The organism is Pseudomonas izuensis, assembly GCF_009861505.1.
Lineage (GTDB): Bacteria > Pseudomonadota > Gammaproteobacteria > Pseudomonadales > Pseudomonadaceae > Aquipseudomonas > Aquipseudomonas izuensis.
Genome location: NZ_WTFT01000043.1, coordinates 1 through 23324 on the forward strand (window position 1 = coordinate 1; position 23324 = coordinate 23324).

20 protein-coding genes and 3 pseudogenes are annotated in these 23324 nt (G+C 59.8%); 14 read left to right on the forward strand and 9 right to left on the reverse strand.

The features are described 5' to 3' along the window. The 4 genes and pseudogenes from GPL81_RS31255 to GPL81_RS27520 all read left to right on the forward strand — a co-directional run. A pseudogene (locus tag GPL81_RS31255) lies at positions 1–293 on the forward strand (hypothetical protein); the annotation flags it as partial. Beyond that, the gene (locus tag GPL81_RS27510; RefSeq protein WP_218585665.1) at positions 290–676 is read left to right on the forward strand and encodes a hypothetical protein; all 387 of its coding nucleotides are present in this window, start codon (positions 290–292) and stop codon (positions 674–676) included. The pseudogene GPL81_RS31255 and the gene GPL81_RS27510, both read left to right, overlap by 4 nt. 67 nt (positions 677–743) lie before the next feature. After that, positions 744–884, forward strand: a pseudogene (locus tag GPL81_RS27515) (addiction module antidote protein); the annotation flags it as partial. A gap of 635 nt (positions 885–1519) precedes the next feature. Continuing rightward, entirely contained in the window at positions 1520–1834 is a 315-nt protein-coding gene (locus GPL81_RS27520) for a hypothetical protein (RefSeq protein ID WP_160109260.1), read from the forward strand. 129 nt (positions 1835–1963) lie between these two features. Here GPL81_RS27520 and GPL81_RS27525 read toward each other — a convergent pair whose 3' ends face one another. From GPL81_RS27525 to GPL81_RS27535, 3 genes are read right to left on the reverse strand one after another with little or no spacing between them, the layout of a single operon-like run. Beyond that, the gene (locus tag GPL81_RS27525; RefSeq protein WP_160109261.1) at positions 1964–2872 is read right to left on the reverse strand and encodes a helix-turn-helix domain-containing protein; all 909 of its coding nucleotides are present in this window, start codon (positions 2870–2872) and stop codon (positions 1964–1966) included. After that, complete coding sequence (locus GPL81_RS27530) at positions 2869–4287, reverse strand: aminotransferase (RefSeq protein ID WP_160109262.1); 1419 nt, start codon at positions 4285–4287, stop codon at positions 2869–2871. The genes GPL81_RS27525 and GPL81_RS27530 overlap by 4 nt, the downstream gene beginning before the upstream one ends. A 30-nt stretch (positions 4288–4317) precedes the next feature. Continuing rightward, the gene (locus tag GPL81_RS27535; protein ID WP_160109263.1) at positions 4318–5421 is read right to left on the reverse strand and encodes a polyamine ABC transporter substrate-binding protein; all 1104 of its coding nucleotides are present in this window, start codon (positions 5419–5421) and stop codon (positions 4318–4320) included. Between the two features lie 208 nt (positions 5422–5629). Here GPL81_RS27535 and GPL81_RS27540 point away from each other — a divergent pair, with 208 nt between their 5' ends. The 5 genes from GPL81_RS27540 (at position 5630) to GPL81_RS27560 (ending at position 11998) form a co-directional block, all read left to right on the forward strand. Beyond that, positions 5630–6406 (forward strand): enoyl-CoA hydratase, encoded by a 777-nt coding sequence (locus tag GPL81_RS27540; RefSeq protein WP_160109312.1) that lies wholly within the window; start codon positions 5630–5632, stop codon positions 6404–6406. 2 nt (positions 6407–6408) lie between these two features. Further along, a complete protein-coding gene (locus GPL81_RS27545) occupies positions 6409–7590 on the forward strand; it encodes an acetyl-CoA C-acyltransferase family protein (RefSeq protein WP_160109264.1) in 1182 nt (393 codons plus the stop codon). Positions 7591–7944: 354 nt separating this feature from the next. Continuing rightward, a complete protein-coding gene (locus tag GPL81_RS27550; protein ID WP_160109265.1) occupies positions 7945–9114 on the forward strand; it encodes an aromatic ring-hydroxylating oxygenase subunit alpha in 1170 nt (389 codons plus the stop codon). 148 nt (positions 9115–9262) lie between these two features. Continuing rightward, positions 9263–10924 carry a choline dehydrogenase gene (locus tag GPL81_RS27555; protein ID WP_160109266.1) on the forward strand — a complete coding sequence of 554 codons (1662 nt, stop codon included), beginning with the start codon at positions 9263–9265 and terminating at the stop codon, positions 10922–10924. A 9-nt stretch (positions 10925–10933) separates the two neighbouring features. After that, positions 10934–11998 (forward strand): GlxA family transcriptional regulator, encoded by a 1065-nt coding sequence (locus GPL81_RS27560; protein WP_160109267.1) that lies wholly within the window; start codon positions 10934–10936, stop codon positions 11996–11998. Here the strand turns inward: GPL81_RS27560 and GPL81_RS27565 are convergent, their stop codons facing one another. Beyond that, entirely contained in the window at positions 11999–12727 is a 729-nt protein-coding gene (locus GPL81_RS27565) for a class II aldolase and adducin N-terminal domain-containing protein (RefSeq protein ID WP_160109268.1), read from the reverse strand. A 257-nt stretch (positions 12728–12984) separates the two neighbouring features. Here GPL81_RS27565 and GPL81_RS27570 point away from each other — a divergent pair, with 257 nt between their 5' ends. The 3 genes from GPL81_RS27570 (at position 12985) to GPL81_RS27580 (ending at position 16870) form a co-directional block, all read left to right on the forward strand. Then, entirely contained in the window at positions 12985–13920 is a 936-nt protein-coding gene (locus tag GPL81_RS27570; protein ID WP_160109269.1) for a choline ABC transporter substrate-binding protein, read from the forward strand. A 239-nt stretch (positions 13921–14159) separates the two neighbouring features. After that, on the forward strand, positions 14160–15281 hold the full coding sequence (locus GPL81_RS27575) for an HlyD family secretion protein (protein WP_121103142.1): 1122 nt from the start codon (positions 14160–14162) through the stop codon (positions 15279–15281). After that, on the forward strand, positions 15278–16870 hold the full coding sequence (locus GPL81_RS27580) for a DHA2 family efflux MFS transporter permease subunit (RefSeq protein WP_160109270.1): 1593 nt from the start codon (positions 15278–15280) through the stop codon (positions 16868–16870). The genes GPL81_RS27575 and GPL81_RS27580 overlap by 4 nt, the downstream gene beginning before the upstream one ends. Before the next feature lie 128 nt (positions 16871–16998). Here GPL81_RS27580 and GPL81_RS27585 read toward each other — a convergent pair whose 3' ends face one another. The 5 genes and pseudogenes from GPL81_RS27585 to GPL81_RS27605 all read right to left on the reverse strand — a co-directional run bounded on the left by GPL81_RS27585 (position 16999) and on the right by GPL81_RS27605 (position 21263). Continuing rightward, on the reverse strand, positions 16999–17439 hold the full coding sequence (locus GPL81_RS27585; RefSeq protein WP_096509887.1) for a carboxymuconolactone decarboxylase family protein: 441 nt from the start codon (positions 17437–17439) through the stop codon (positions 16999–17001). A gap of 175 nt (positions 17440–17614) precedes the next feature. Next, on the reverse strand, positions 17615–19060 hold the full coding sequence (locus GPL81_RS27590) for a mechanosensitive ion channel domain-containing protein (protein ID WP_160109271.1): 1446 nt from the start codon (positions 19058–19060) through the stop codon (positions 17615–17617). Between the two features lie 214 nt (positions 19061–19274). Beyond that, positions 19275–19901: an isochorismate family cysteine hydrolase YcaC gene (ycaC, locus tag GPL81_RS27595; RefSeq protein WP_160109272.1), complete on the reverse strand. Its 627-nt coding sequence runs from the start codon at positions 19899–19901 to the stop codon at positions 19275–19277. 56 nt (positions 19902–19957) lie between these two features. Then, a pseudogene (locus GPL81_RS27600) lies at positions 19958–20338 on the reverse strand (cysteine hydrolase family protein); the annotation flags it as partial. A gap of 58 nt (positions 20339–20396) precedes the next feature. Next, entirely contained in the window at positions 20397–21263 is an 867-nt protein-coding gene (locus GPL81_RS27605; protein ID WP_160109273.1) for a pirin family protein, read from the reverse strand. Positions 21264–21370: 107 nt separating this feature from the next. On the opposite strand from GPL81_RS27605, the gene GPL81_RS27610 reads away from it, so the two are divergent. Further along, positions 21371–22276 (forward strand): LysR substrate-binding domain-containing protein, encoded by a 906-nt coding sequence (locus GPL81_RS27610; protein WP_160109274.1) that lies wholly within the window; start codon positions 21371–21373, stop codon positions 22274–22276. Between the two features lie 243 nt (positions 22277–22519). Continuing rightward, positions 22520–23323 (forward strand): 2,5-didehydrogluconate reductase DkgB, encoded by an 804-nt coding sequence (gene dkgB, locus GPL81_RS27615; RefSeq protein WP_160109275.1) that lies wholly within the window; start codon positions 22520–22522, stop codon positions 23321–23323. Position 23324: the final 1 nt, after the last annotated feature.

The window sequence follows — 23324 nt, forward strand, 5'->3', positions numbered from 1 at the left end:
GATTGGGGGCTGGGGCTTCGGGGGTGAAGGTGAGTGAAGTGTGTCGAACAGGCCGAGAGCAAGAGTGTAAAAAAGTTAAGCTCACTGAGAGTGGAAAGCTCATTGGATCTACAGTTGGAAGTACTGCGGGACCAACAATAGTTGGTTACGCTTGTCCCGCAATAAGTTTGACGCCTTATGGACTGCTCGTCTGCGGAGTAGTTACAGCGGGACTGGGAGCAGTTGGTGGCGGATTGATAGGTGAAACAATCGGTGAAGGTATTGGCGAGGTAATATACGAGTGGAGTGAATGATGTTCGGCGCAAGAGATTTTTACTTCGCAACTGCCCTCGCTGTAATTGCGCTAGGGGTGGGCTTGCTTTTTGCGCAACTATATTTCTCTTATTTCAAACTTGATCGTATTTTTGAAATACTGCGAAATTCCCATGGTGCACAAATCCGTAAACTGCTACTGGGTAAAGACCCCATAAGCAGAATATTTCTGACCAATAACATTGGAATGATGATCGTGCACTATAAGCGCTCAATAACGAATGGAGAGCTTGATGCGCTGGACTATGGAAAAATACCTGCAAAACTGATTTTTTATATCAGACTGATGCATTTTTCTGCATTGTTTGTGGGGATCATGATGGTTTTACTTTTTTTAATTGGCAAGGGTACTGGATGGCTCTGATTGTTGAGTTGCTATTGGAGGTGGTACGGCAGGCCCCGTGCAAAAAAATGGCAAAGAAGGTTTAACCATGAGCCAGACTTTGACGACTTTCGATATGACGGCGCTGCTCGACAGCGATGAAGCAATCAGCGAATACCTATCTCAGGTGCTGGCTGAAGATAACAATGAGGAGTTTCTTCGTGCCGTCTGGTATGTGGTAAATGCCCGCCGCGATGATAGTCAAGCACGAGGACCGATCAAGCCTTTTGGTTGACCACAAATCTTGTGTGTCAACCACAGATCCAATGTGGGAGCGTGCCTGTTCGCGATTGGGCCATTACATTCAATGAAAATGTTAAAAGTGCTGCCGTCATCGCGAGCAGGCTCGCTCCTACAGGGAATGAGGTGATCCTGGTGTCAATTGGTGTAGGGCATTTCTGTTTTTCCTAGGCGTCGGTCATGCCCGTTGTCCCTTACTCACAACCCACCACCCACTTTTTACGGATACAAGTTCCACAGGTCCTAGGATATTTCTGGGCAAGGTCTTCGGAGAATTCCTTCGAATTGTGGCGATCGGCGTGAACTGGTTTGAACTGTGTTCCATCGATAGTCTTTAGCGGTCGCTGACCATACAGCGGCAGGGTGTAGGAACCCTTGAAGACCAATGGGATGCAATTGGCGTCAAAGCATGGTTTGCGGCCGTTTACAGGCGTCCGTAAGATCACCTGCGGCGGCTGTGCACGGGCACGCTTCGGCGTGGTCGAGTTTTCCCAAAGGTCTCGATATTCCTACCCCGTGCATAGCTGCCACCCTAGCCCGTAGGAAGGCTAACGGCAGCTCCGTTTCTTCTTTGGGAATATCTAAATGAAAACTTTGACACCTGATCCACCCTACGAAAAACCAGCCCCACATCCCGACAATCGTTTCATGGCACTCACCAGCAATTGCAGTGAAATGCCCACCCTCTTCGTCGACACCCACGCCCCGCTCGACGTCCTGATGGACGCCGCCAACTACCGAATCCGCACTGTCACCCAAGTACTGGAAAATCTGTCCATGCGCGGTTCGATTGAATGCGATTCCTTCATCCTCAGCGATTTTTCACTGCTCTGCGCCATCCCGTTGCGCGATGGCTGTGATGTGCTGGAAGTAGTCGGGCGGCGGTTGCGGGCGCGCTGACCAACCCTGTAGGAGCGAGCCTGCTCGCGATGGAGGTCGACGATAACGCGGGCTGCCTGACTGAACGCGTCGTCTGGACGTTCTTCGCGAGCAGGCTCGCTCCTACAGGTTATCGGTTGTGCCGGGCAATCAATGCCCGCGCAACCACTCGATAAACAGCGCAAACAACTCCGACTGTGATCCCACTTCCAGCTTCAAATACAGATTCTTGCGGTGCATGCGCACGGTTTCCGGGGAGATGTTCATCTGGCTGGCGGTGGATTTCACCGAGTGCCCCCTCAACACCATGTGTGCCACTTCCCGCTCCCGTTCGGTGAGCAGATCACTGCCGAAATGCTCGAACGCCGATTGCACCCGGTGCTTGAGATCATCACGCAGGCCTTGTTCGTGATTGCACTGGATCTCGCTATTGCGCAGCAACCCTCGTCGGCTGAATTCGCTGACGAATTCGCGCACCAGCGGTTCGACGGCGCGCAGCAGGTTCAACTGGTCGACCCGCAGGCATTCACCGCCGTGGCCCTGGAAGAGACTGACGGAAATCTTCGTGTCATTGCCGGTATCGACGATGTAGTAGCTGTCCTCCGAACACCCCACATTCAGGTAATAGGTCTTGTAGTAATCGCTGTCGAAAAAGTTGTCCGGAGCGATTTCCTCCAGGTGATAGAAGCCTTGCGCCAACCCCTGCTCCACCGCCAGACAGAACGGGTCGAGCAAGTAGCCGCCGGCAAAATAGCGTTCGAGAATCGAGACCTGATATTGCTCGGCAATTCCGCGCTGATACAGCAACTGGGGCACGCGGTCCTTGCGCTCCAGGCTGATCATCATCGACTCGATGGACACCAGCTCCCCCAACGCCGCTGCCAGGTATTGCAGGGCGTCGGGTTCGTCGACATGGGCGAATGCCTCGCGCATTCCCCCATGCCATTTATGCAATGCCCCGAAGGGCATCGCGATCAGCGTTTCGTCGTTTGGTCTGCTCATGACCCGCAGTCTAGCGGGTGAACAGGGCCTTGGTAACAGCCTGAGCGATGAAGTCATTGGCCGGCGTACTGGCCGCTCGCTTCCAGCTCGGCCGCCACTTCGAGGATGCACTCGCGCAGGATGTCGACGATCTCATCGACCTGTGCATACGTCAGGATCAGCGGCGGCGACATCACATTGAGGTGCATGATCGGCCGCACCAGCAATCCCTTGGCCTGAGCCCGTGAATGGATCTTCTCGCCGATGTTGATTTCGTCGGCGAACAGCGCCTTGGTGCGTTTGTCCGCGACGAACTCCACGCAGGCCATCAACTTCAAGCAGCGCACATCGCCCACCAGCGGCAAATCCCGCAGCGTGGCCAGTTGCTGCTCCAGGTAGCCGCCGACATCGTCGACATGGGCCAGCAGGTTTTCCCGCTCGATGATTTCAATGTTCTTCAGCGCCGCCGTGCAGCACACCGGATGGCCGCTGTAGGTGAAGCCGTGGGTGAAGCAGCGACCTGTGCCCGGCTCGGCGATGACCTTCCAGATGCGGTCGGAAAAGATGCACGCGCCCAGCGGCAGATAAGCCGAAGTCAGACCCTTGGCGGTGGTGATGATGTCCGGCTGCACGTCGAACACGTCTTTTGAGGCGAAGAACTTGCCCAGGCGCCCGAAGGACGTGACCACTTCATCGGCGACGAACAAGATGTCGTAGCGCTGGCAGACGTCCCACATGCGCTTGAGGTAACCCTTGGGCGGAATGATCACCCCGCCCGAGCCCATCACCGGTTCGGCGAAGAACCCGGCAACCTTGTCTGCGCCAATGGAGAGGATCTTGTCTTCGAATTCCTTGACCAGGAATTCGAGGAACTGCGCCTCGTCCATCCCCTCTGGTGCACGGTAAGGGTTGGGGTTGGACACGTGGTGGATCAGCGGGTTGGCGTAATCGAACTCCGGCACCCGGTCGGCGGCCTTGTTACCGATCGACATGGTCAGTGTGGTCGAGCCGTGATAGGCGTTGAAACGGGCGATGACGTGCTTCTTTTCCGTCTTGCCACGGCAGTTCTGATAGAACTGGATCAACCGGTAGGCGGTGTCCACCGCGGTCGAGCCGCCAGTGGTAAGAAACACATGGTCGAGGTCGCCGGGCGCCAGGCTGGCGAGTTTTTCGCACAGCTGGATCGCCACGTTGTTCGACATGTCGCAAAACGGATTCGAATAAGCCAGCTGCCGTACCTGATCGGCGATGGCCTCGGCCATTTCCTCGCGGCCCAAGCCGATGTTGGTGCACCACATGCCGCCCACTGCATCGAGGAAGCGGTTGCCCTGAGTGTCGTAGATGTAGGTGCCTTCGCCGGCGACGATATTCAGGGAGCCCTGTTCGGCGTGCTCGTCGAACATGTGGTAGCCGTGCATGTGGTGGGCCTTGTCAGCCTTGACCAGTGCGGCCTCTTCAGCCTGCGAAAATACTTTCTTGATTGGAGTAGCCATACACAAACCTCAAACTGAACAATTGGACGATCAAATCCCGCTCTTCACCGTGCTCCACACCCGCGTGATGGCGCGCATGTCTTTGGCGTCCTGGGTTTTCTGCGGGAACAGTCGTTGGCGAACTTCGTCATCGGGATAAATCGCCGGGTTATTGCGCACGCTGGCATTGAGCAAAGGCGTGGCGGCCGCGTTGCTGTTGGCGTAGTTGATGTAATCGCTCACATCGGCCATCACCTGCGGTTGCATCAGGTAATCGAGAAACTTGTGAGCGTTGGCCACGTGCGGCGCGTCGGCCGGGATGTACATGTTGTCGAACCAGATCAGCGAACCTTCCTTGGGAATGAAGTAGGCCAGGTTGATCTGCTTCTTGGCCTCTTCGGCACGGGCCATGGCGGTGGCGTAGTCGCCGGACCAGGTCATGGCCATGCACACATCGCCATTGGGCAGGCTGGTCAGGTAATTGACCGAGTCGAACTTGCGGATGTAAGGCCGCACCGACAACAGCACATCCTGGGCGGCCTTGAGGTCTTCCGGCGCGGCACTTCGCGGGTCACGGCCCAGATACTTCAGCGCCAGCGGAATCACCTCGGTGGGCGCGTCCAGCAGGGTGACGCCGCAGTCGGCGAATTTGGAGACGATCTTCGGATCGAAAATCATCGCCAGCGAACCGATCGGCGCGTCCGGCATGCGTTCCTTGATCTTGTCGACGTTGTAGGTGACGCCATTGCTGCCCCAGGTATAGGGCGCCGAGTACGTGGTGCCCGGGTCGAAGCCTTGCAGGTCCTGCAGGACTTTCGGGTCAAGGTTGCTCCAGCTCGGCAGCAGTTTCTTGTCCAGCGGTTGGAACACCTTGGCCTTGATCAGCGGCGGCGCGAGGGAGGCGTTCAACACGATCAGGTCATAACCGGAGTGACCGGTCAGCAACTTGGCCTGCACCGTTTCATAGGCATCGAAGGTGTCGTAGATGACTTTGATGCCGGTTTCTTTCTCGAAATTCGCCAGCGTCTTCTCGCCGATGTAATCCGCCCAGTTGTAGAGCCGCAGCGTTTTACTGTCGTCCACGTCAGCGGCATGGGCATTGATGACCAACGAAACAACAAACAGACTGGAAATCACCTTCAGTGTCTTGCGCATTGCACATTCACCTTATCGAGCGAGTTCGGCTCTGGATGAGCGGATGAACCTACTATTGGGCGATTCGCCGGGTGAATCCATACCCCGAATGGGTGTGTCGGCCGATGACATGGCAAAAAGCATCAGCTTGGTTGACCCGTTTTGTCATAGCTCCGGGGTTTATCCGCCGCTTAAAGTGGCCGCCAAACCGACTCCGCAGGCGCCAGCCATGACCGACCTGATCAAACAAGAACTACGCGATGGCGTGCTGACGCTGACCATCGATCGCCCCGACAAGCTCAACGCGCTGACCAACGCCATGTACACGCGGTTGGCCGACTGGATTTTCGCGGCTGACGAGGACGATTCGATCCGCGTGGTGATCCTGACCGGTGGCCCGAACTGCTTCACCAGCGGCAACGACCTGGTGGACTTCCTGCAGGAGCCGCCGACGCACCTGGACAGCCCGGCGTTCCGCCTGATGCGCGCCGTGACGCATCTGCAAAAGCCATTGATTGCCGCGGTATGCGGCGCTGCCATCGGCATCGGCACCACCGTGCTGTTGCATTGCGATCAAGTATTGGTGACCCGTAACGCCAAGCTGCGCATGCCGTTCGTCAACATCGGCCTGTGCCCGGAGTTCGGCGCCAGCCTGCTGTTGCCGCGCCTGCTCGGTCAGGCCCGTGCCGCGCGTTTGGTGTTGCTGGGCGAAGGCCTGAACGGCAGCGAGGCGGTGGCGTGGGGACTGGCCAACGAAGCCTTCGACGACGGAGAGCAATGCCTGCTCGCGGCTCAGCAAATCGCCCAGCGTTTTCTGGCGATGCCTCAGGGATCCTTGCGCCAATCCCGACAATTGATGAAGCAGGCCGGCATGGCCGAACTGCAAGCCACCCTGCGCGAAGAGAACACATTGTTCATTCAGCGCCTGAACACCGACGAGGCGAAAAGCGCCTTGAACGCCCTGCTCAATCGCAGTACAGATAAGAATCCACCGAAAGGAAACTAGCCATGAACACCCCGGAAATCTACGTAGTCAGCGCCGCCCGTACCGCCATCGGTTCCTTCGGCGGCTCGCTCAAGGACGTGCCCCTGGCCGACCTGGCGACCACAGCGGTCAAGGCCGCCCTGGAACGCGCCGCCGTGGACCCGGCCCTCGTCGGCCATCTGGTGATGGGCAACGTGATCCCCACCGAATGCCGCGATGCCTACATCTCCCGCGTTGCCGCGATGAACGCCGGCATCCCGAAGGAAACCCCGGCCTACAACGTCAACCGCCTGTGCGGTTCCGGCCTGCAAGCCATCGTCAGCGCCGCGCAAACCCTGCTGTTGGGTGATGCCGATATCGCCATCGGCGCCGGTGCCGAATCCATGAGCCGCGGCCCGTACCTGCTGCCTTCGGCCCGTTGGGGCTCGCGCATGGGCAATGTCCAGGCTGTCGACTACATGCTCGGCATCCTGCATGACCCGTTCCAGAACTTTCACATGGGCATCACTGCCGAAAACGTCGCCGAGCGCAATGGCATCACCCGTGAAATGCAGGACGCCCTTGCTTTCGAAGACCAGAAGCGCGCGGCCCATGCCATCGCCAACGGCTACTTCGCCGACCAGATCGCCACCGTTGAAATCCAGGGTCGCAAAGGCACCCAGCTGTTCAACGTCGACGAGCACCCTCGTGCCACCACCTTGGAACAACTGGCTTCGATGAAGCCCGCGTTCAAGAAAGACGGCTCGGTCACCGCCGGCAACGCCTCGGGCCTGAACGACGGCGCTGCTGCCTTGGTCATGGCCACCGGTGCTGCGGTACAGGTCAACAACCTGCGCCCACTCGCCCGCCTGGTCAGCTACGCCCACGCCGGCCTCGAACCTGAATTGATGGGCCTGGGCCCGGTCCCGGCCACCCGTATCGCCCTCAAGCGTGCCGGCCTGACCGTCGCGGACATGGACGTGATCGAAGCCAACATCGCCTTCGCCGCACAAGCTTGTGCCGTCAGCCAGGAACTTGACCTAGATCCGGCCAAGGTCAACCCGAACGGATCGGGCATCGCCCTGGGTCACCCGGTGGGCGCCACCGGCGCGATCATCGCGACCAAGGCCATCCACGAACTGCATCGCACTGGTGGCCGTTATGCGCTGGTGACCATGTGCATTGGTGGTGGTCAGGGGATTGCGGCGATTTTTGAGCGGGCGTGATAGTCGGATAAACCTGTAGGAGCGAGCCTGCTCGCGAAAAACGTCCAGACAACGCGTGCATTCAGACAGCACGCGTTATCGTTGACGTCCATCGCGAGCAAGCTTTGCTCCCACAAGGGATTCGTGGTGTTGCCGGGTATTGTGTTCGGCCACGATCAACTGTGGGAGCAAAGCTCGCTCGCGATAGCGGTGTTAGAGACAACATAGAATCTCCCGCAAACAACAACCTGCGCCTTGATATTTCCCACTCGCAACTGGTCGCTTTCCATCAATCCCCCCTCCTCCTCGCCCCCTAGATTAGGACCCACAACAAAGCCGTACCGTGCGGCGCCAGTCACCGAGGAGATCGCCCCGATGCTCAATGTCCAGACTCTCAAATCCCCAGGTTCGATCGACGGCTGGGATCATCAGGATCCGGAAGAGGCCTTCACCCTGCCTTCGCGTTACTTCTACGACGAGACCTTGTTCAAGGCCGAGCGCGACAACATTTTCATGCATGCCTGGCATGTCGCCGGGCATGTCAGTGAGTTCGCCGAGCCGGGGCAGTATGTGGTGACGGATATTTTCGACCAGAGCGTGGTGGTGGCGAAGAATCGGCAGGGGCAGATTCATGCGTTCCACAACGTCTGCCAACATCGCGGCAATCGCCTGCTGGAAGAACGTCGCGGCACCACCGGGGGCGTGGTGCGTTGCGCCTATCACTCGTGGTGCTACGAAATGGACGGCAGCCTGCGCAGCGCGCCCCGGTGCGAGAAGATGAAGAACTTCGAGTTGCAGCAGTTCAACATTCCGCAGATCCGCACCGAGGAAATGGGCGGTTTCATCTACTTCAATCTTGATCCGAAGGCGCCTTCTCTGCGCGATTTGTTTCCCGGTGCCGATGAAGAAATGCGCCGGGTGTTTCCGGACCTGGCCAACATGCGCCTGATCGAGGAACAGGACGTGATTGTGCCGGCCAACTGGAAGGTGATCATGGACAATTCCATCGAGGGCTATCACTTCAAGTTGTCGGGGCCGTGCCATATCGACCTGGCCAGACTCATCGATTTCAAGGGCTATCAGTTGACCAAACGCGACAATTGGTGGACCTACATCGCCCCCGCCAATCTGTCGGTAACCGAAGCCTACGGCGTGCCGCTGCGCAAGGATCTGAACCCGGACGAGTGCTTCTTCAACATTGGCCTGTGGCCGAACAACACCTTCTACACCTTCCCGTTCTCGGAGTTCCTGGGCTCGTTCATCATGATTCCGCTGGACGCCGAGCGCTCGCTGTTGCGCTTCGGGTATTACTCCAACAATGCCGAGACCGCCAGGGTCAGCGAGCAGTGCATGAAGTGGATGAACGAGGATCTGGGGCCGGAGGATATTGCGCTGAATATCTCGGTGCAGAAGGGTTTGCATTCGCTGGGGTATGACCAGGGCCGCTACATGATCGATGCCCAGCGCAGCAATGAGAGCGAGCATTTGGTGCATCACTTTCATCGGTTGGTGTTTAACGGGATTCACGGTAAGTCCGCGATCTGAACCAGCCCACATCCTGTAGGAGCAAAGCTTGCTCGCGAAGGCGGTGTGTCAGTCGACGCTGATTTTGCCTGCCCCACCGCTATCGCGAGCAAGCTTTGCTCCCACAGCGGGTGTGAAATGTTCTTTCAACTATGGAGCACCCCGAACCATGGCCAACCATGAGTTTGATTACCTGATTGTGGGCGCAGGGTCCGCGGGCTGTGTGTTGGCCAATCGCCTGGGTGAAGATCCGGCAGCGAAGATTCTGCTGCTGGAGGCAGGACCTGCGGACAAGAGCTGGACCATCGACATGCCGTCCGCCGTCGGGCTGGTGGTGGGTGGCACGCGCTATAACTGGAGCTACCACTCTGAGCCGGAACCCTATCTGGACAGTCGCCGCATCGGCACGCCTCGGGGGCGAACCCTGGGCGGTTCTTCGTCGATAAATGGCATGGTTTACATCCGTGGCCACGCCCGGGATTACGACGCATGGGCCGAACAAGGTTGTGAAGGCTGGAGTTATCAAGAGGTGCTGCCGTACTTCAAACGCGCGCAGAGCCATGCCGACGGCGCCGACGATTATCGCGGGGCGACCGGGCATTTGCACGTCACCCCCGGCGATACGCAAACACCGTTGTGCGCGGCGTTTCTGGCGGCCGGCGCCGAGGCCGGGTATGGCTTGAGCGACGACCTCAACGGCTACCGTCAGGAAGCCTTCGGTCCGGTGGACCGCACCACTCGCAACGGCCGGCGCTGGAGTACCTCGCGCGGTTATCTGAGCGAAGCGCTGGGCCGGGGCAATGTGCGGGTGGCCACCGATGCCCTGGCGTTGCGCATCCTGTTCGACGGCCTGCGTGCCATCGGCATCGAGTACGAACAGAACGGCGTAACCCACACGGCCCATGCCCGCCGCGAAGTGTTGCTGACGGCGGGAGCGATCAATTCGCCGCAATTGTTGTTGCTGTCTGGCATAGGTCCGGCGGCGGAACTGCGCGACCTGGGCATCACCGTCAAACATGACCTGCCCGGTGTCGGCCGACGCCTCAACGACCACCCGGACACCGTCGTGCAATACCTGTGCAAAAAACCGGTGTCGCTGTACCCCTGGACCACCGCACCGGGCAAATGGTGGATCGGCGCGCGCTGGTTCGCCACTCACGATGGGCTGGCGGCGAGCAACCATTTCGAAGCCGGGGCGTTCATCCGCTCCCGGGCCGGGGTCGAACACCCCGACCTGCAATTGACCTTCATGCCGCTGGCGGTGAAACCCGGCAGTGTCGACCTGGTGCCGGACCACGCCTTCCAGATCCACATCGACCTGATGCGCCCCACCAGTCTCGGTAGCGTCACACTGACCAGCGCCGACCCCAGGCAGCCGCCGCGCATCCTGTTCAATTACCTGAAAACCGAGCAGGATCGAGCCGACATGCGCGCCGGTGCCCGGCTGGTGCGCGAGATCATCGGGCAACCGGCCATGGCGGCGTTCAAGGGCGAGGAACTGGTCCCCGGCCCCCAAGCGCAAAGTGATGAAGCGCTGGATGCCTGGGCCAGACAAGTGACGGAAACCGGCTACCATGCCAGCGGCACCTGCAAGATGGGGCCCGCAGGTGACTGGGAGGCAGTGGTCGACCCGCAATTGCGCGTGCATGGCCTCGACGGTTTGCGGGTGGTGGATGCCTCGATCATGCCGGTGATTGTCAGTGGCAACACCAACGCACCGACGGTGATGATCGCGGAGAAGGCCAGTGACATGATTCGCGGCAGGCAACCTCTGCCGCCCTCCAAAGCACCGGTATGGATTCACCCGCAATGGCAGACGCAGCAACGATAGAGATCACTCATGAGCAATCAGTCGTCGAGTAACGCAGAAACACGCTTCACCTGGCGGCGCGGCGAGGTCGCGCCGTTGCGCGTCGCGGTGTTGCTGTTGCCATCGTTTTCCAACTTCGGACTGGCGGCCGTGCTGGAGCCGCTGGCCATTGCCAACTGGCTGAGCCAGCGCACATTGTTCCAGTGGTCATTGTTGTCGCTGGACGGCGAACCGGTGCAGGCCAGCAACGGCCTGACCACCGTCGCCAACGATGGCTTGAAGGCCGACCAGGGGTTTGATGTGTGCCTGGTGATCGCCAGTTTCGATGTGCATAAACACAGCCGCAACCTCGCGCTCAAAAGCTGGCTGCGCAAACAGGCGTTGTTCGGCGCGGTGCTGATGGGGGTGGAAACCGGCACCGAACTGCTGGCGGCGGCCGGGGTACTCGATGGTTATGAAGCGGCGGTGCATTGGGACAACTTGCAGGGTTTTCAGGAAAGTTATCCACGGGTCCACGCCAAGCCGCAGCTGTACACCCTGGAACGCCAGCGCATGACCTGCGCCGGCGCCACATCGACGCTGGACATGCTGCTCGGCTGGATCGGCCAGAGCATCGACAGCGAACTGGCGCGGGAAATCGGCATGCACCTGTTGATGGGCCAGGTGCGCGCGCCGGCGGACAACCAGCTCGACGGCAGCCTGACCAACACGGGGTTGTACGGCAGCAAGATTCGCCGCGCCGTGCAGTTGATGGAAAAGGCGCTGGAGGAACCGCTGGATTGCGAAGCGATTGCCGGCCAGGTCGGGTTGTCGCGGCGGCAACTGGAGCGGCAGTTCAAGCATCAGACCGGGCTGTCACCGCTCAAGTACTACATCACCTTGCGCCTGGCCAAGGCCCACAGTTTGCTGCAACAGACGCGTCTGAGTGTGGCTCAGGTGGCAGCCTGTTCGGGTTTCGGTTCACTGGAGCATTTTTCCCGCACTTACCGCGCCCGCTTCGGCTGTCCGCCCAGCGAAGACCGCAGTCAGGTCTGGACCGCTCCGGTGATGCGCCAGCCGCTGCGCAAGGCGCAGCGGCCGGTTGAGGCGGATTGATTACTGGCGATAATCCGGTTCTTCCTCGTCCAGAATCCCCAGCAGCGCATTGAAATGCTTGTCGGCAAAACCCGGATAGTCGAGCCATTGCCGGCAGGTCTTGCGTGCGATGTCATCGCTGGCGATGCGCAACTCCCGTCCCGTTGAAAGCGCGGTGATATAGGTCTCGCAGGCCCGTTCGAAGTAATACAGATCATCGAAGGCCTGGGCGATGCTCGGCGCGGCCACCAGCACCCCGTGATTGCCCATCAACAGAATCGGCTTGCCCCCCAGCAGACGGCTGACCCGCTCGGCCTCATCCCCCAGGCCCATGCCGTCGAAGCCGTCGTCGATCACCACGCGCTCGAAGAAGCGCATGCAGTTTTGCTCGATGGGCGGCAGCCGCGAATCCTTGAGACAGGCCAACGCCGTCGCGTACTTCGAATGGGTATGCAGGATGCAGCGGGCATGAGGCTGATTGCGGTGCAAAGCACTGTGCAAGGCCCAGGCGGTGATGTCCGGCGCATCCGGACGGTCGAGGCTGGACGGATCATCGGCGTTGACCAGCAGCAAGTCGCTGGCCTTGATTCGCGAGAAATGCTTGCCATAAGGATTGATCAAGAACTCCCGACCGTCTCCCGACACCGCCACGCTGAAGTGATTGGCGATGGACTCGTGCAGGTTCAGCCGCGCCGCCCAGCGAAACGCGCAAGCCAGGCGGGTTCTCAATTGCTCGACAGGTTGATTCATCCGGTGCTCCACAGATGTTGATCGGTTGCCTGGCAGTGTAGAGGGACGCCTTGCGCGCACTTGATGGGAAACGACATGGGCTGCCGTTATTTAGCGGCATCGCAACTGCTGGAAAACGGCGCGTTTATGCCGCGTTTGATCAAGAGCAGCCTCGATTACGCCCTCACAGTAATCCACCTGTGGCGAGTGATTTCACGAAGGATTTTTTCTGCATCACCCATAACAACAAAAAGGTTCACCCCTTGAGGAGTCGATCCATGAAAGCCTTGCTCTTGCTTGCATCCCTCACTATGCCGTTGCATGCCCTGGCCGCCGAACCGGAATCCTGCGCCACGGTGCGCTTCTCGGACGTCGGCTGGACCGACATCACCGTCACCACCGCCGTTGCCAGCGAAGTGCTGGAATCCCTTGGCTACACGACCAAAACCACGCTGCTGTCGATCCCGGTGACCTACCGCGCCCTGTCCTCGGGCAAGGAGCTGGACGTGTTCCTCGGCAATTGGATGCCGACCACCGAAAACGACATCAAGCCCTACCGCGACGCCGGCACCGTGGAAACCGTACGCGCCAACCTGCATGGCGCCAAATACACCCTGGCGGTACCCGACTACGTGTACGACGCCGGGCTGCATGACTTCGCCGACATCGCCAAATTCAAGGACAAACTCAACGGCCAGCTCTATGGCATCGAACCGGGCAACGACGGCAACCGGCTGATTCAGACCATGATCGACAAGAACGCGTTCGGCCTGAAGGACTTCAAGATTGTCGAGTCCAGCGAAGCGGCGATGCTCTCGCAACTCAAACGCGCCACGCGCAAGAACGAATGGATGGTGTTCCTGGGCTGGGAACCGCACCCGATGAACACCCGCAACAAGATGAAATACCTCAGCGGCGGCGACGAATACTTCGGCCCGAACTTCGGCCAGGCCACGGTCTACACCAACGTGCGCAAGGATTACCTCAAGGAATGCAGCAACGTCGGCAAGCTGTTGCAAAACATGGAGTTCAGCCTGGCCATGGAGAACCAGTTGATGGATGCGGTGCTGAACCAGAACCAGAAGCCCCGGGCGGCGGCCAAGGCGTGGTTGAAGGCTAATCCGGCGGTGTTGCAGGCCTGGCTGGAAGGGGTCAGCAGCCGGGATGGCAAGGGTGGGTTGGCGATGGCGAATGCCCGGCTGGCGAGCCAGTAGCCGGCAACACCAATCCACTGTAGGAGCGAGCCTGCTCGCGATGGTGTGTCAGCCACATTGATGTCGACTGACACACCATCGCGAGCAGGCTCGCTCCTACAGGGGATCTTCAACGAACACAACATCTCGTTACCACTAATGAGCACCTGACGACCGGCAGCAAAAATAAATTGCCACTAAATATGACATGCGTCATATTACGTACGTAATTAAATGCCGTTTCCTACAGGTAATCCTCCATGACCAGCATGCCTTCCGTTGAGCCCGACCTGGCCGTCCCGGTGACCGCCCCCAAGCCTCCCCTGCTCAAACGCCTGCTCCTGCCGACCCTGGGCATCGCCGCGCTGGTGCTGGCCGGTGTGTACGCCGCGCACTGGTGGACGAACGGCCGATTCATCGAGGAAACCGACGACGCCTACATCGGCGGCGATGTGACGGTGATCGGGTCAAAGGTTGCCGGTTACATCGACGAAGTGCTGGTGACCGACAACCAGACGGTCAAGGCCGGTGACGTGCTGATCCGCCTCGATTCCCGCGACTACCGCGCTAATCTGGCCAAGGCCGAAGGCGCGGTGGCGGCTGAAGAAGCCCTGCTCGCCAACCTCGACGCCACCGAACAGCTGCAACAGGCGGTCATTGGCCAGGCCCGTGCCGGCATCGATGCCGCTGGCGCCGAAACCGCCCGTTCGCGGGATGACGATGCCCGCTACAAAAAACTGGTCAGCACCAACGCTGTTTCTGTGGAAAGCGCCCAACGGGCCAATGCCACGTTCAAGACCGCACAGGCTCAAAGCAGCCGTGCCCAGGCTGAATTGCTGGCTGCGCAACGGCAGCTGAATGTCATCGCCACCCAGAAACAACAAGCCCGCGCCGCTTTGATTCAGGCCAAGGCCGAGCGCGACCTGGCGCAGTTGAACGTCGGCTACACCGAGTTGCGCGCGCCGGTGGATGGCGTGATCGGCAATCGTCGGGCACGGGTCGGTGCGTATGCCCAGGCCGGCTCGCAACTGTTGTCGGTGGTGCCCTCCAGTGGTTTGTGGGTCGATGCCAACTTCAAGGAAGACCAATTGGCGCGCATGACGCCCGGCCAGCGGGTGGTGATTCATGCCGACGTGCTGTCGGGGCAGGAGTTCCACGGCCATCTGGACAGCCTCGCGCCGGCCAGCGGTTCGCAATTCAGCGTACTGCCGCCGGAGAACGCCACGGGCAACTTCACCAAGATCGTGCAGCGGGTGCCGGTGCGGATCCATCTCGATCCGGCCGACAGCGTGCTCGGTCATCTGCGTCCCGGTTTGTCGGTGACCGCTGAAGTGGACACCCGCAAGGCACCTGACGCCCCTGCCGTGGCCAGCGCGCCATGAGCCGCCCCCTCGCCGCCCCGGCGCAACCGTTCAATGCCGCGAGCATGGCCACGGCGACCAAGGTCTTCGCCTTCGCCAGCATGTGCATCGGCATGTTCATCGCGCTGCTGGATATCCAGATCGTCTCGGCATCGCTGCGTGACATTGGCGGCGGACTGTCGGCCGGTACCGACGAAACCGCCTGGGTACAGACCAGCTACCTGATTGCCGAAATCATCGTGATCCCACTGTCCGGCTGGTTATCGCGGGTGTTTTCTACACGCTGGCTGTTCTGCGCATCCGCCGTGGGTTTTACCCTGACCAGCCTGCTCTGCGGCGTCGCCTGGAACATCCAGAGCATGATCGCCTTCCGCGCCCTGCAAGGGTTTCTCGGCGGCTCGATGATTCCCATGGTGTTCACCACGGCTTTCGTTTTCTTCGGCGGCAAGCAACGGGTGATCGCCGCCGCAACCATCGGCGCGGTGGCTTCGCTGGCACCGACCCTCGGGCCGGTGATCGGTGGCTGGATCACTGATATCTCGTCCTGGCACTGGCTGTTCTACATCAACCTGGTGCCGGGGGTTTTCGTTGCCGTGGCGGTGCCGATGCTGGTGAAGATCGATCAGCCGGAGCTCTCGTTGCTCAAGGGCGCCGACTATATAAGCATGGTGTTTCTGGCCCTTTTCCTCGGCTGCCTGGAATACACCCTGGAGGAAGGCCCACGCTGGAACTGGTTCAGCGACAGTACGATCCTCACTACCGCGTGGATCAGCGGCTTGGCCGGCCTGGCATTCATCGGCCGCAGCCTGCACGTGGCCAACCCGATCGTCGATTTGCGCGCCTTGAAAGACCGCAACTTCGCCCTCGGTTGTTTCTTTTCATTCGTCACCGGGATCGGCCTGTTCGCCACTATTTACCTGACACCGCTGTTTCTCGGCCGGGTGCGCGGCTACGGCGCGCTGGACATTGGCCTGGCGGTTTTCTCCACCGGGGTGTTCCAGATCATGGCGATTCCGCTGTATGCCTTTCTGGCCAACCGCATTGATTTGCGCTGGATCATGATGACCGGCCTGGGGTTGTTCGCCTTATCGATGTGGGATTTCAGCCCGATCACCCACGATTGGGGTGCCAGGGAGTTGATGTTGCCGCAGGCCTTTCGCGGGATTGCCCAGCAACTGGCGGTGCCGCCAGCGGTGACCCTGACCCTGGGCGGGCTGGCGCCGGCGCGGCTCAAACATGCTTCGGGGTTGTTCAATTTGATGCGAAACCTGGGCGGCGCCATCGGCATCGCTGCCTGCGCGACCATTCTCAATGACCGCACCAACCTGCACTTCACCCGGTTGGCCGAACACCTCAACAGCACCAACGAAGCCCTCAACCAGTGGCTGTCCCAGGTCGGCAACAACTTCGCCGCCCTGGGTCAGAGCGGCGATGTCGGGGTGAGTGCCAGCCTGCACCAGCTCTGGCTGCTGACCTACCGCGAAGCGCAGACACAAACCTACGGCGACGCATTCCTGATGATCATGGTCTGCTTCATCGTCGCCACGGCGATGGTGCCCTTGATGCGCAAGGTGCAACCACCGGCTGCGCCGAGTGCGGATGCGCATTGAGGTCAGATCGGAAATTTTGGCCCCTGTGGGAGCGAGCCTGCTCGCGATGGCGGTTTGTCAGGCAATGATGATGTGACTGACCCACCGCTATCGCGAGCAGGCTCGCTCCTACAGTTGATTGGGGACTATCAGGCTTGTGGGGTCTTGCGGAAGCCCACAGCCAGGCGGTTCCAGCTGTTGATGGTGCTGATGGCCACGGTCAGGTCGACCATTTCTTTGGGCGTGAACTGCGCGCTGACCACGTCGTAGTCTTCGTCCGGGGCGTGGGTCAGGCTGAGCTGGGTCAGGGATTCGGTCCACAGCAATGCAGCACGCTCGCGCTCGGTGAAGAACGGTGCCTCGCGCCAGGCCGTGACGGCGAACAGCCGGCGTGGAGTTTCGCCGCCCTTGATCGCATCGGCGGTGTGCATGTCGATGCAGAAAGCGCAGCCATTGATTTGCGAAGCGCGCAGCTTGACCAGCTCGATCAGGTTTTTTTCCAGTGGCAGTTTGGAAACGGCGGTTTCCAGGGCAATCATGGCCTTCAGGGCATCAGGCGAAGCGGTGTAGAAATCGGTACGGGTTTGCATGACGTGCTCCAGGGCAAGTGGGTGTGGACATACGTTAGTCCCGTGGGCGATTTGCACAAATAGCCAATATGGGGGAAGTCGAGTAGGCCACTGGTCGAACCGAGGGTTTGACATTGTAGGAGCGAGCTCTGCTCGCTCCTACAGGGAACCGCGCAGCGGCCATACTCTGCAAAACTCAGCCCGTCCGCTTGAGCAACCACTGCAAAAACCCTTTCTTCTGCACCACCACCGGCACTTCCTGTGTCAATTCCTGCACTTTGTGCAGGCGGTAATCGAGCAAGGTCTTCATCGCGTCGTTGATGTCGTGCCGGGCTTCCAGGCACGGTCTGAGGTAGGCCTTTTCAATGCGGTAAAGCGTACAAGCCGTTTTCGCGGAAAACACGGCGGGCACCGAACTGTCGATCAGGATGCCGGCCTCGCCGATCACTTCCCCCGGCCCCATGCGCCCGGACTCCAGTGGCATGCCGTGGCGGATCAATGAGACCGTGACCACTCCCGAATCGATGATAAACAAGTGATTGCTGACCTCCCCCGCCGCCAGGATCGTCTCCCCGGCGCGAAAGTTTTGCGGGGTCATGTTCTGGCTGAAGGTTTCTTTCTCTTCCTGGCGCAAGGTAGAGAAGATCGGCGAACTGTCGATCAACGCCCGCGCCCGTGACAGGCCGCTCGTCGGCGTGGGTTCCACACTCGACAACAGGCACACCCCGGATGCCCGCAAGTGCCGGTACGCCAGGTCATACAGTTGATTGCACACCGTGCGCTTTTCACTCATCTGGGCGACAAACCCGCTGATTTCGTATTCCACGCCGGCAGGGCTCGAACCTTTGAGCGCCACTTTCGGGCCTGGGTGATTCAACAGGATGCGACAGCCCTGCATCGCCCGCTCCAGGGCATCGATCACGGTTTGCGGGCGCACATGGGGGCTGACCTGCAGACTGATCGAAACGCCGAACATATCGCTGGGCCGGCTGAAATTGGTGATCTTGGCCTTGGCGGCCAGTGAGTTGGGAATCACGATCATGCTGCCCTGGGAGGTTTGCAGCCGCGTGGCACGCCAATCGATGTCGATGACCCGGCCTTCCGTGCCGTCGATGGCGATCCAGTCATCCAGTTGATAGGGTTTGGTGGTGTTCAGGACGATGCCGGAAAACACGTCGCTGAGGGTGCTTTGCAGCGCCAGGCCGACAATGATCGCCAAGGCGCCGGACGTCGCCAGTACGCCCTTGACCGGCAGATCGAGCACGTAGGCCAGGGCGGCGATGACCGCGATCAGGAAAATCAACGCACCGAGCAGGTCCTGCAACAATCGCCCGGTGTGCCCCACACTTTGCATCATCGCTGCGCCGATCAGCACCGTCAGGGTACGCGCGGCGAATAACCACCAACCTATCTCCAACCCAGTGGCGGCCAGGTGCAGCGGCACGTTCTCAGCCCACGGCGCCTGCTCCAGCGGGTTCATGCCTTCGTTGAACAGCAGGACGCTGTACAACGAGAAAATCACCACCCGTACTAACAGTTTCCAGTTGTGGTGGTTGGCACCGATCAAGCGCCACAGCACCAGATCGATCAGGATCAGGACCAGGGCGCAGATCAACGGGTGTTCGGCAAGCAACGACAGCATCAAGCGGCTCCAGCACAGGACGATGAGCAAAAGATCGCACACATTGGGCACAGTGTAGGAGCAATTGATTTGGCTGGATAATCGCGTTTGGCCTGATACCGCAAATCCCTGTAGGAGCCGGCTTGCCGGCGAAGGCGCCTTGAGTCTTGCATCGGCAAGTTGGACGCCTTCACTGGCAAGCCAGCTCCTACAAGGGGTTAAGCGTGTTGCCGGGTTATTTGCTGTTGGTCAGTGTGTTGTAGCTGGTCATCAGGTTGCGATAATCCGGGATGTGGTTGGAGAACAGCGTCGCCAGACCTTCCACGTCATTGCGCCAGTCGCGATGCAGCTCACAGGCCAGGCCGAACCAGGTCATCAATTGCGCGCCTGATTGGGACATGCGATCCCAGGCCGAGTGACGAGTCACTTCGTTGAAGGTACCGGAAGCGTCAGTGACCACGAACACATCAAAACCTTCGGCCAGGGCCGAGAGTGCCGGGAACGCCACGCATACTTCGGTCACTACGCCGGCGATGATCAGTTGTTTCTTGCCGGTGGCCTTGATCGCCTTGACGAAGTCTTCGTTATCCCAGGCATTGATCTGCCCAGGACGAGCGATGTACGGCGCATTCGGGAACAGTGCCTTGAGTTCGGGCACCAGCGGGCCGTTGGGCCCGGTTTCGAAACTGGTGGTGAGAACCGTCGGCAACTTGAAGTATTTGGCCAGGTCGGCCAGGGCCAACACATTGTTCTTGAAGCGATCCGGTTCAATGTCCCGCACCAGCGACAGCAGCCCCGCCTGATGATCCACCAACAGAACGGCGGCGTTATCCTTGTCGAGACGTTTGTAAGAAGTTGTCATGGCAGTAGTCCTCGCGTGTTATCGATGCCGAGTGGAAATCGGCGTGGGGTACCCGGTTAGCGCTGGGAATCCAGCACTTCGTGTTCATTCGCCACTTGCTGAGCCTTGAGGTAGCTCTCGATCAGCAATTGATAATGCGGCATGGCCTGGGCATAGACAGCGGCCCACTGCTCGGCGTCCGGACGGTTCCACGAGCCTTGCAGCTCAGAGAGCGTAGCCATAATGTCGATTGGCACCACCCCGGCCTGGGACAAGCGGGCAATTGTCAGATCAGTGGCCAATTTCGAGTGGTTGCCGGAAGCATCGACCACCGCAAACACCTTGTAGCCTTCATGCACGGCGGCGATGGACGGGAACGCCAGGGTTTTCTTGCCGGTGGTTTTCACTGCCGCGTGAAACACCGCGTTGTCCCAAGCATTGATTTCACCCTTGCGCGCCTGGCCGGAAAACCGGCCTACACATCCTGTGTAGAGCGGGTGATTGAAGCGCGATCGATCAGCCGTGCATCTGACCGAAACGACCGGACTGAAAATCGGCGAAGGCCTGGTGGATTTCCTGCTCGGTGTTCATCACGAATGGACCATGACCGACGATCGGCTCGTCAATTGGCTCGCCGCTGAGCAACAGCACCACCGCGTCCTCACTGGACTCAAGGGTCAACTGATCGCCTTTGCGGTCGAACAGCGCCAACTGCCCCTGGCGCACCGATTCCAGGCCATTGACCTGAACCGAGCCGCGCAGGACCACCAGCGCCGTGTTGCGCCCTTCATGCAGATCAAGCGTGAGCAATTTGCCGGCATTCAGACGGATGTCCCAGACATCGACCGGGGTAAAGGTGCGCGCCGGTCCGGTGTGACCGTCGAACTCACCGGCGATCAAGCGCAGGCTGCCGGCGTTGTCTTTGAGCGCGATGCCCGGAATGTCGCCATCCAGAATGGTCTGGTAGCCGGCATCGGCCATTTTGTCCTTGGCCGGCAGGTTGACCCACAGCTGCACCATTTCCAGGGTGCCGCCGGTTTTGGCGAAACCTTCGGAGTGGAACTCTTCATGGAGAATGCCCGAGGCCGCGGTCATCCATTGCACGTCGCCAGGGCCGATCTTGCCGCCGCTGCCGGTGGAGTCACGGTGCTCCAGTTCGCCTTTGTAAACGATAGTCACGGTTTCGAAGCCACGGTGCGGATGCTGACCAACGCCACGTCGTTCGGTTGTCGGCGTGAATTCGGCGGGACCGGCGTGGTCCAGCAGCAAAAACGGGCTGATGTGTTTGCCCAGGTTGTCGTAGGAAAACAGCGTGCGCACCGGGAAACCGTCGCCGACCCAATGGGTCCGTGGGCTGGTATAGATACCGATGATGTTTTTCATGGTGCCTCCAAATAAGGTGAGTAAAGCCATGGACAAAGCTTAAAACCGTGACCTTTTCTGCACTAGACTGCAAAAATCAGCCTTAGCGTTCTATTTGGAGAACGACGGTGGAAGACCTCAACACCCTCTATTACTTCACCCAAGTGGTGGAACATCATGGTTTCGCCGCGGCCGGGCGGGCGCTGGACATGCCCAAGTCCAAGCTCAGCCGACGCATAGCCGAGCTTGAAGAACGCCTGGGCGTGCGCCTGCTCAATCGCACCAGCCGCCATTGTTCGTTGACCGAAATCGGCCAGGCCTATTACCAGCGTTGCCTGGCCATGCGGGTGGAAGCAGAAAGCGCCGCCGAACTGATCGAACGCAATCGCTCCGAGCCCCAGGGCCTGGTGCGCATCAGTTGCCCGACGGCGTTGCTCAACACCTGGGTCGGGCCGATGCTGACCCGCTACATGCTCAAATACCCGCTGGTGGAATTGTTCATCGAAAGCACCAACCGCCGGGTCGACCTGATCCACGAAGGCTTCGACATTGCCCTGCGGGTACGTTTTCCGCCGCTGGAAAACACCGACCTGGTGATGAAGGTATTGGGCAACAGCACCCAGAGCGTAGTCGGCAGTCCGGTGTTCGCCGAAGGTTTATCGACACCGCCATCGCCAGCCGACCTCAGCGGCTTACCCAGCCTGCATTGGGGCGCGGCGCAGCGTGAATATCAGTGGGAATTGTTGGGTGCCGAGGGTGCCAGCGCGGTGATTCGCCATGCGCCAAGGATGGTCACCGATGACCTGTTGGCATTACGTCACGCGGCCATCGCCGGGGTCGGCATCGCCCACCTGCCCAGCGTGGTGGTGCGCGACGACATCGCCGCCGGGCGCCTGGTGGAACTGGTGCCGGGCTGGGCGCCGAAGAGCGGGATCATCCATGCGATTTTCCCGTCGCGCCGTGGGTTGCTGCCGTCGGTACGGACCTTGATCGACTTTCTTGGGGAAGAGTTCACCCGCAGTGATATTGCTTAGGGGGTAAGGCTTCAAACCGAGTCGCCTCCTTCGCGAGCAAGCCCGCTCCCACATTGGATTGCGTTTCCCCCTGTGGGAGCGGGCTTGCTCGCGAAGGCGTCAGACCAGGCACCATCAATATTCCTGACTGCTCCCCCGATTCTTGACTTGCGGTAAACATTGCTTTGCCAGTCCAGCGGTTTTTCTCACGGATGCAGGCGCGGATACTCGCGCTCATTCCCACGGCAACCTCTGGAGTCATTCATGTCTATCCCCGCATTCGGTCTGGGCACCTTTCGCTTGCAAGGCCAGGTGGTCATCGATTCGGTCAGCACCGGCCTGGAACTGGGCTACCGGGCCATCGACACCGCGCAAATCTACGAAAACGAAGCTGACGTCGGCGAAGCCATCGCAGCCAGTGGCGTCGCCCGTGAAAAACTGTTCATCACCAGCAAGATCTGGGTCGCCAACTTCGCCGGGGATCGCCTGATCGAAAGCCTCAAGGAAAGCCTGCAAAAACTGCGGACCGACTATCTGGACCTGACCCTGATCCACTGGCCATCGCCGGAGGATCAGGTGCCGGTCGCAGAGTTCATGGGCGCCCTGCTCGAAGCCAAGCGCCTGGGCCTGACCCGTCAGATCGGCGTGTCCAACTTCACCGTCGACTTGATGAAACAAGCCATCGCCGCCATCGGTGCCGAGCACATTGCTACCAACCAGATCGAGTTGCATCCGTACCTGCAAAACCGCAAGGTCGTCGAGTTCGCGCATAGCCAGGGCATCCAGATCACTTCGTACATGACACTGGCCTACGGCGAAGTGCTCAAGGACCCGGTCATTGCCCGGATCGCCGACCGCCTGCAAGCGACTGCGGCACAAGTCACTCTGGCCTGGGCCATGCAATTGGGGCACGCGGTGATTCCGTCCTCCACCCAACGCGCCAACCTCGCCAGCAACCTCAAGGCCAGCGCCATGAAATTGAGCGACGCCGACATGGCGTTGATCGCCGGTCTGGATCGGGGCCATCGCCTGACCAGCCCGAAAGGTATCGCACCGATCTGGGACTGAC

What these genes read in the sequence shown, in the direction of transcription:
- GPL81_RS27540 (WP_160109312.1), top strand. Translation starts at nt 5,630, where the DNA reads ATGACCGACCTGATCAAACAAGAACTACGCGATGGCGTGCTGACGCTG.
- ycaC (WP_160109272.1), bottom strand. Translation starts at nt 19,901, where the DNA reads ATGACAACTTCTTACAAACGTCTCGACAAGGATAACGCCGCCGTTCTG.
- GPL81_RS27520 (WP_160109260.1), top strand. Translation starts at nt 1,520, where the DNA reads ATGAAAACTTTGACACCTGATCCACCCTACGAAAAACCAGCCCCACAT.
- GPL81_RS27535 (WP_160109263.1), bottom strand. Translation starts at nt 5,421, where the DNA reads ATGCGCAAGACACTGAAGGTGATTTCCAGTCTGTTTGTTGTTTCGTTG.
- GPL81_RS27525 (WP_160109261.1), bottom strand. Translation starts at nt 2,872, where the DNA reads ATGACTTCATCGCTCAGGCTGTTACCAAGGCCCTGTTCACCCGCTAGA.
- GPL81_RS27555 (WP_160109266.1), top strand. Translation starts at nt 9,263, where the DNA reads ATGGCCAACCATGAGTTTGATTACCTGATTGTGGGCGCAGGGTCCGCG.
- GPL81_RS27565 (WP_160109268.1), bottom strand. Translation starts at nt 12,727, where the DNA reads ATGAATCAACCTGTCGAGCAATTGAGAACCCGCCTGGCTTGCGCGTTT.
- GPL81_RS27510 (WP_218585665.1), top strand. Translation starts at nt 290, where the DNA reads ATGATGTTCGGCGCAAGAGATTTTTACTTCGCAACTGCCCTCGCTGTA.
- GPL81_RS27575 (WP_121103142.1), top strand. Translation starts at nt 14,160, where the DNA reads ATGACCAGCATGCCTTCCGTTGAGCCCGACCTGGCCGTCCCGGTGACC.
- GPL81_RS27580 (WP_160109270.1), top strand. Translation starts at nt 15,278, where the DNA reads ATGAGCCGCCCCCTCGCCGCCCCGGCGCAACCGTTCAATGCCGCGAGC.
- GPL81_RS27550 (WP_160109265.1), top strand. Translation starts at nt 7,945, where the DNA reads ATGCTCAATGTCCAGACTCTCAAATCCCCAGGTTCGATCGACGGCTGG.
- GPL81_RS27570 (WP_160109269.1), top strand. Translation starts at nt 12,985, where the DNA reads ATGAAAGCCTTGCTCTTGCTTGCATCCCTCACTATGCCGTTGCATGCC.
- GPL81_RS27545 (WP_160109264.1), top strand. Translation starts at nt 6,409, where the DNA reads ATGAACACCCCGGAAATCTACGTAGTCAGCGCCGCCCGTACCGCCATC.
- GPL81_RS27585 (WP_096509887.1), bottom strand. Translation starts at nt 17,439, where the DNA reads ATGCAAACCCGTACCGATTTCTACACCGCTTCGCCTGATGCCCTGAAG.
- GPL81_RS27605 (WP_160109273.1), bottom strand. Translation starts at nt 21,263, where the DNA reads ATGAAAAACATCATCGGTATCTATACCAGCCCACGGACCCATTGGGTC.
- GPL81_RS27560 (WP_160109267.1), top strand. Translation starts at nt 10,934, where the DNA reads ATGAGCAATCAGTCGTCGAGTAACGCAGAAACACGCTTCACCTGGCGG.
- GPL81_RS27530 (WP_160109262.1), bottom strand. Translation starts at nt 4,287, where the DNA reads ATGGCTACTCCAATCAAGAAAGTATTTTCGCAGGCTGAAGAGGCCGCA.
- GPL81_RS27590 (WP_160109271.1), bottom strand. Translation starts at nt 19,060, where the DNA reads ATGCTGTCGTTGCTTGCCGAACACCCGTTGATCTGCGCCCTGGTCCTG.
- dkgB (WP_160109275.1), top strand. Translation starts at nt 22,520, where the DNA reads ATGTCTATCCCCGCATTCGGTCTGGGCACCTTTCGCTTGCAAGGCCAG.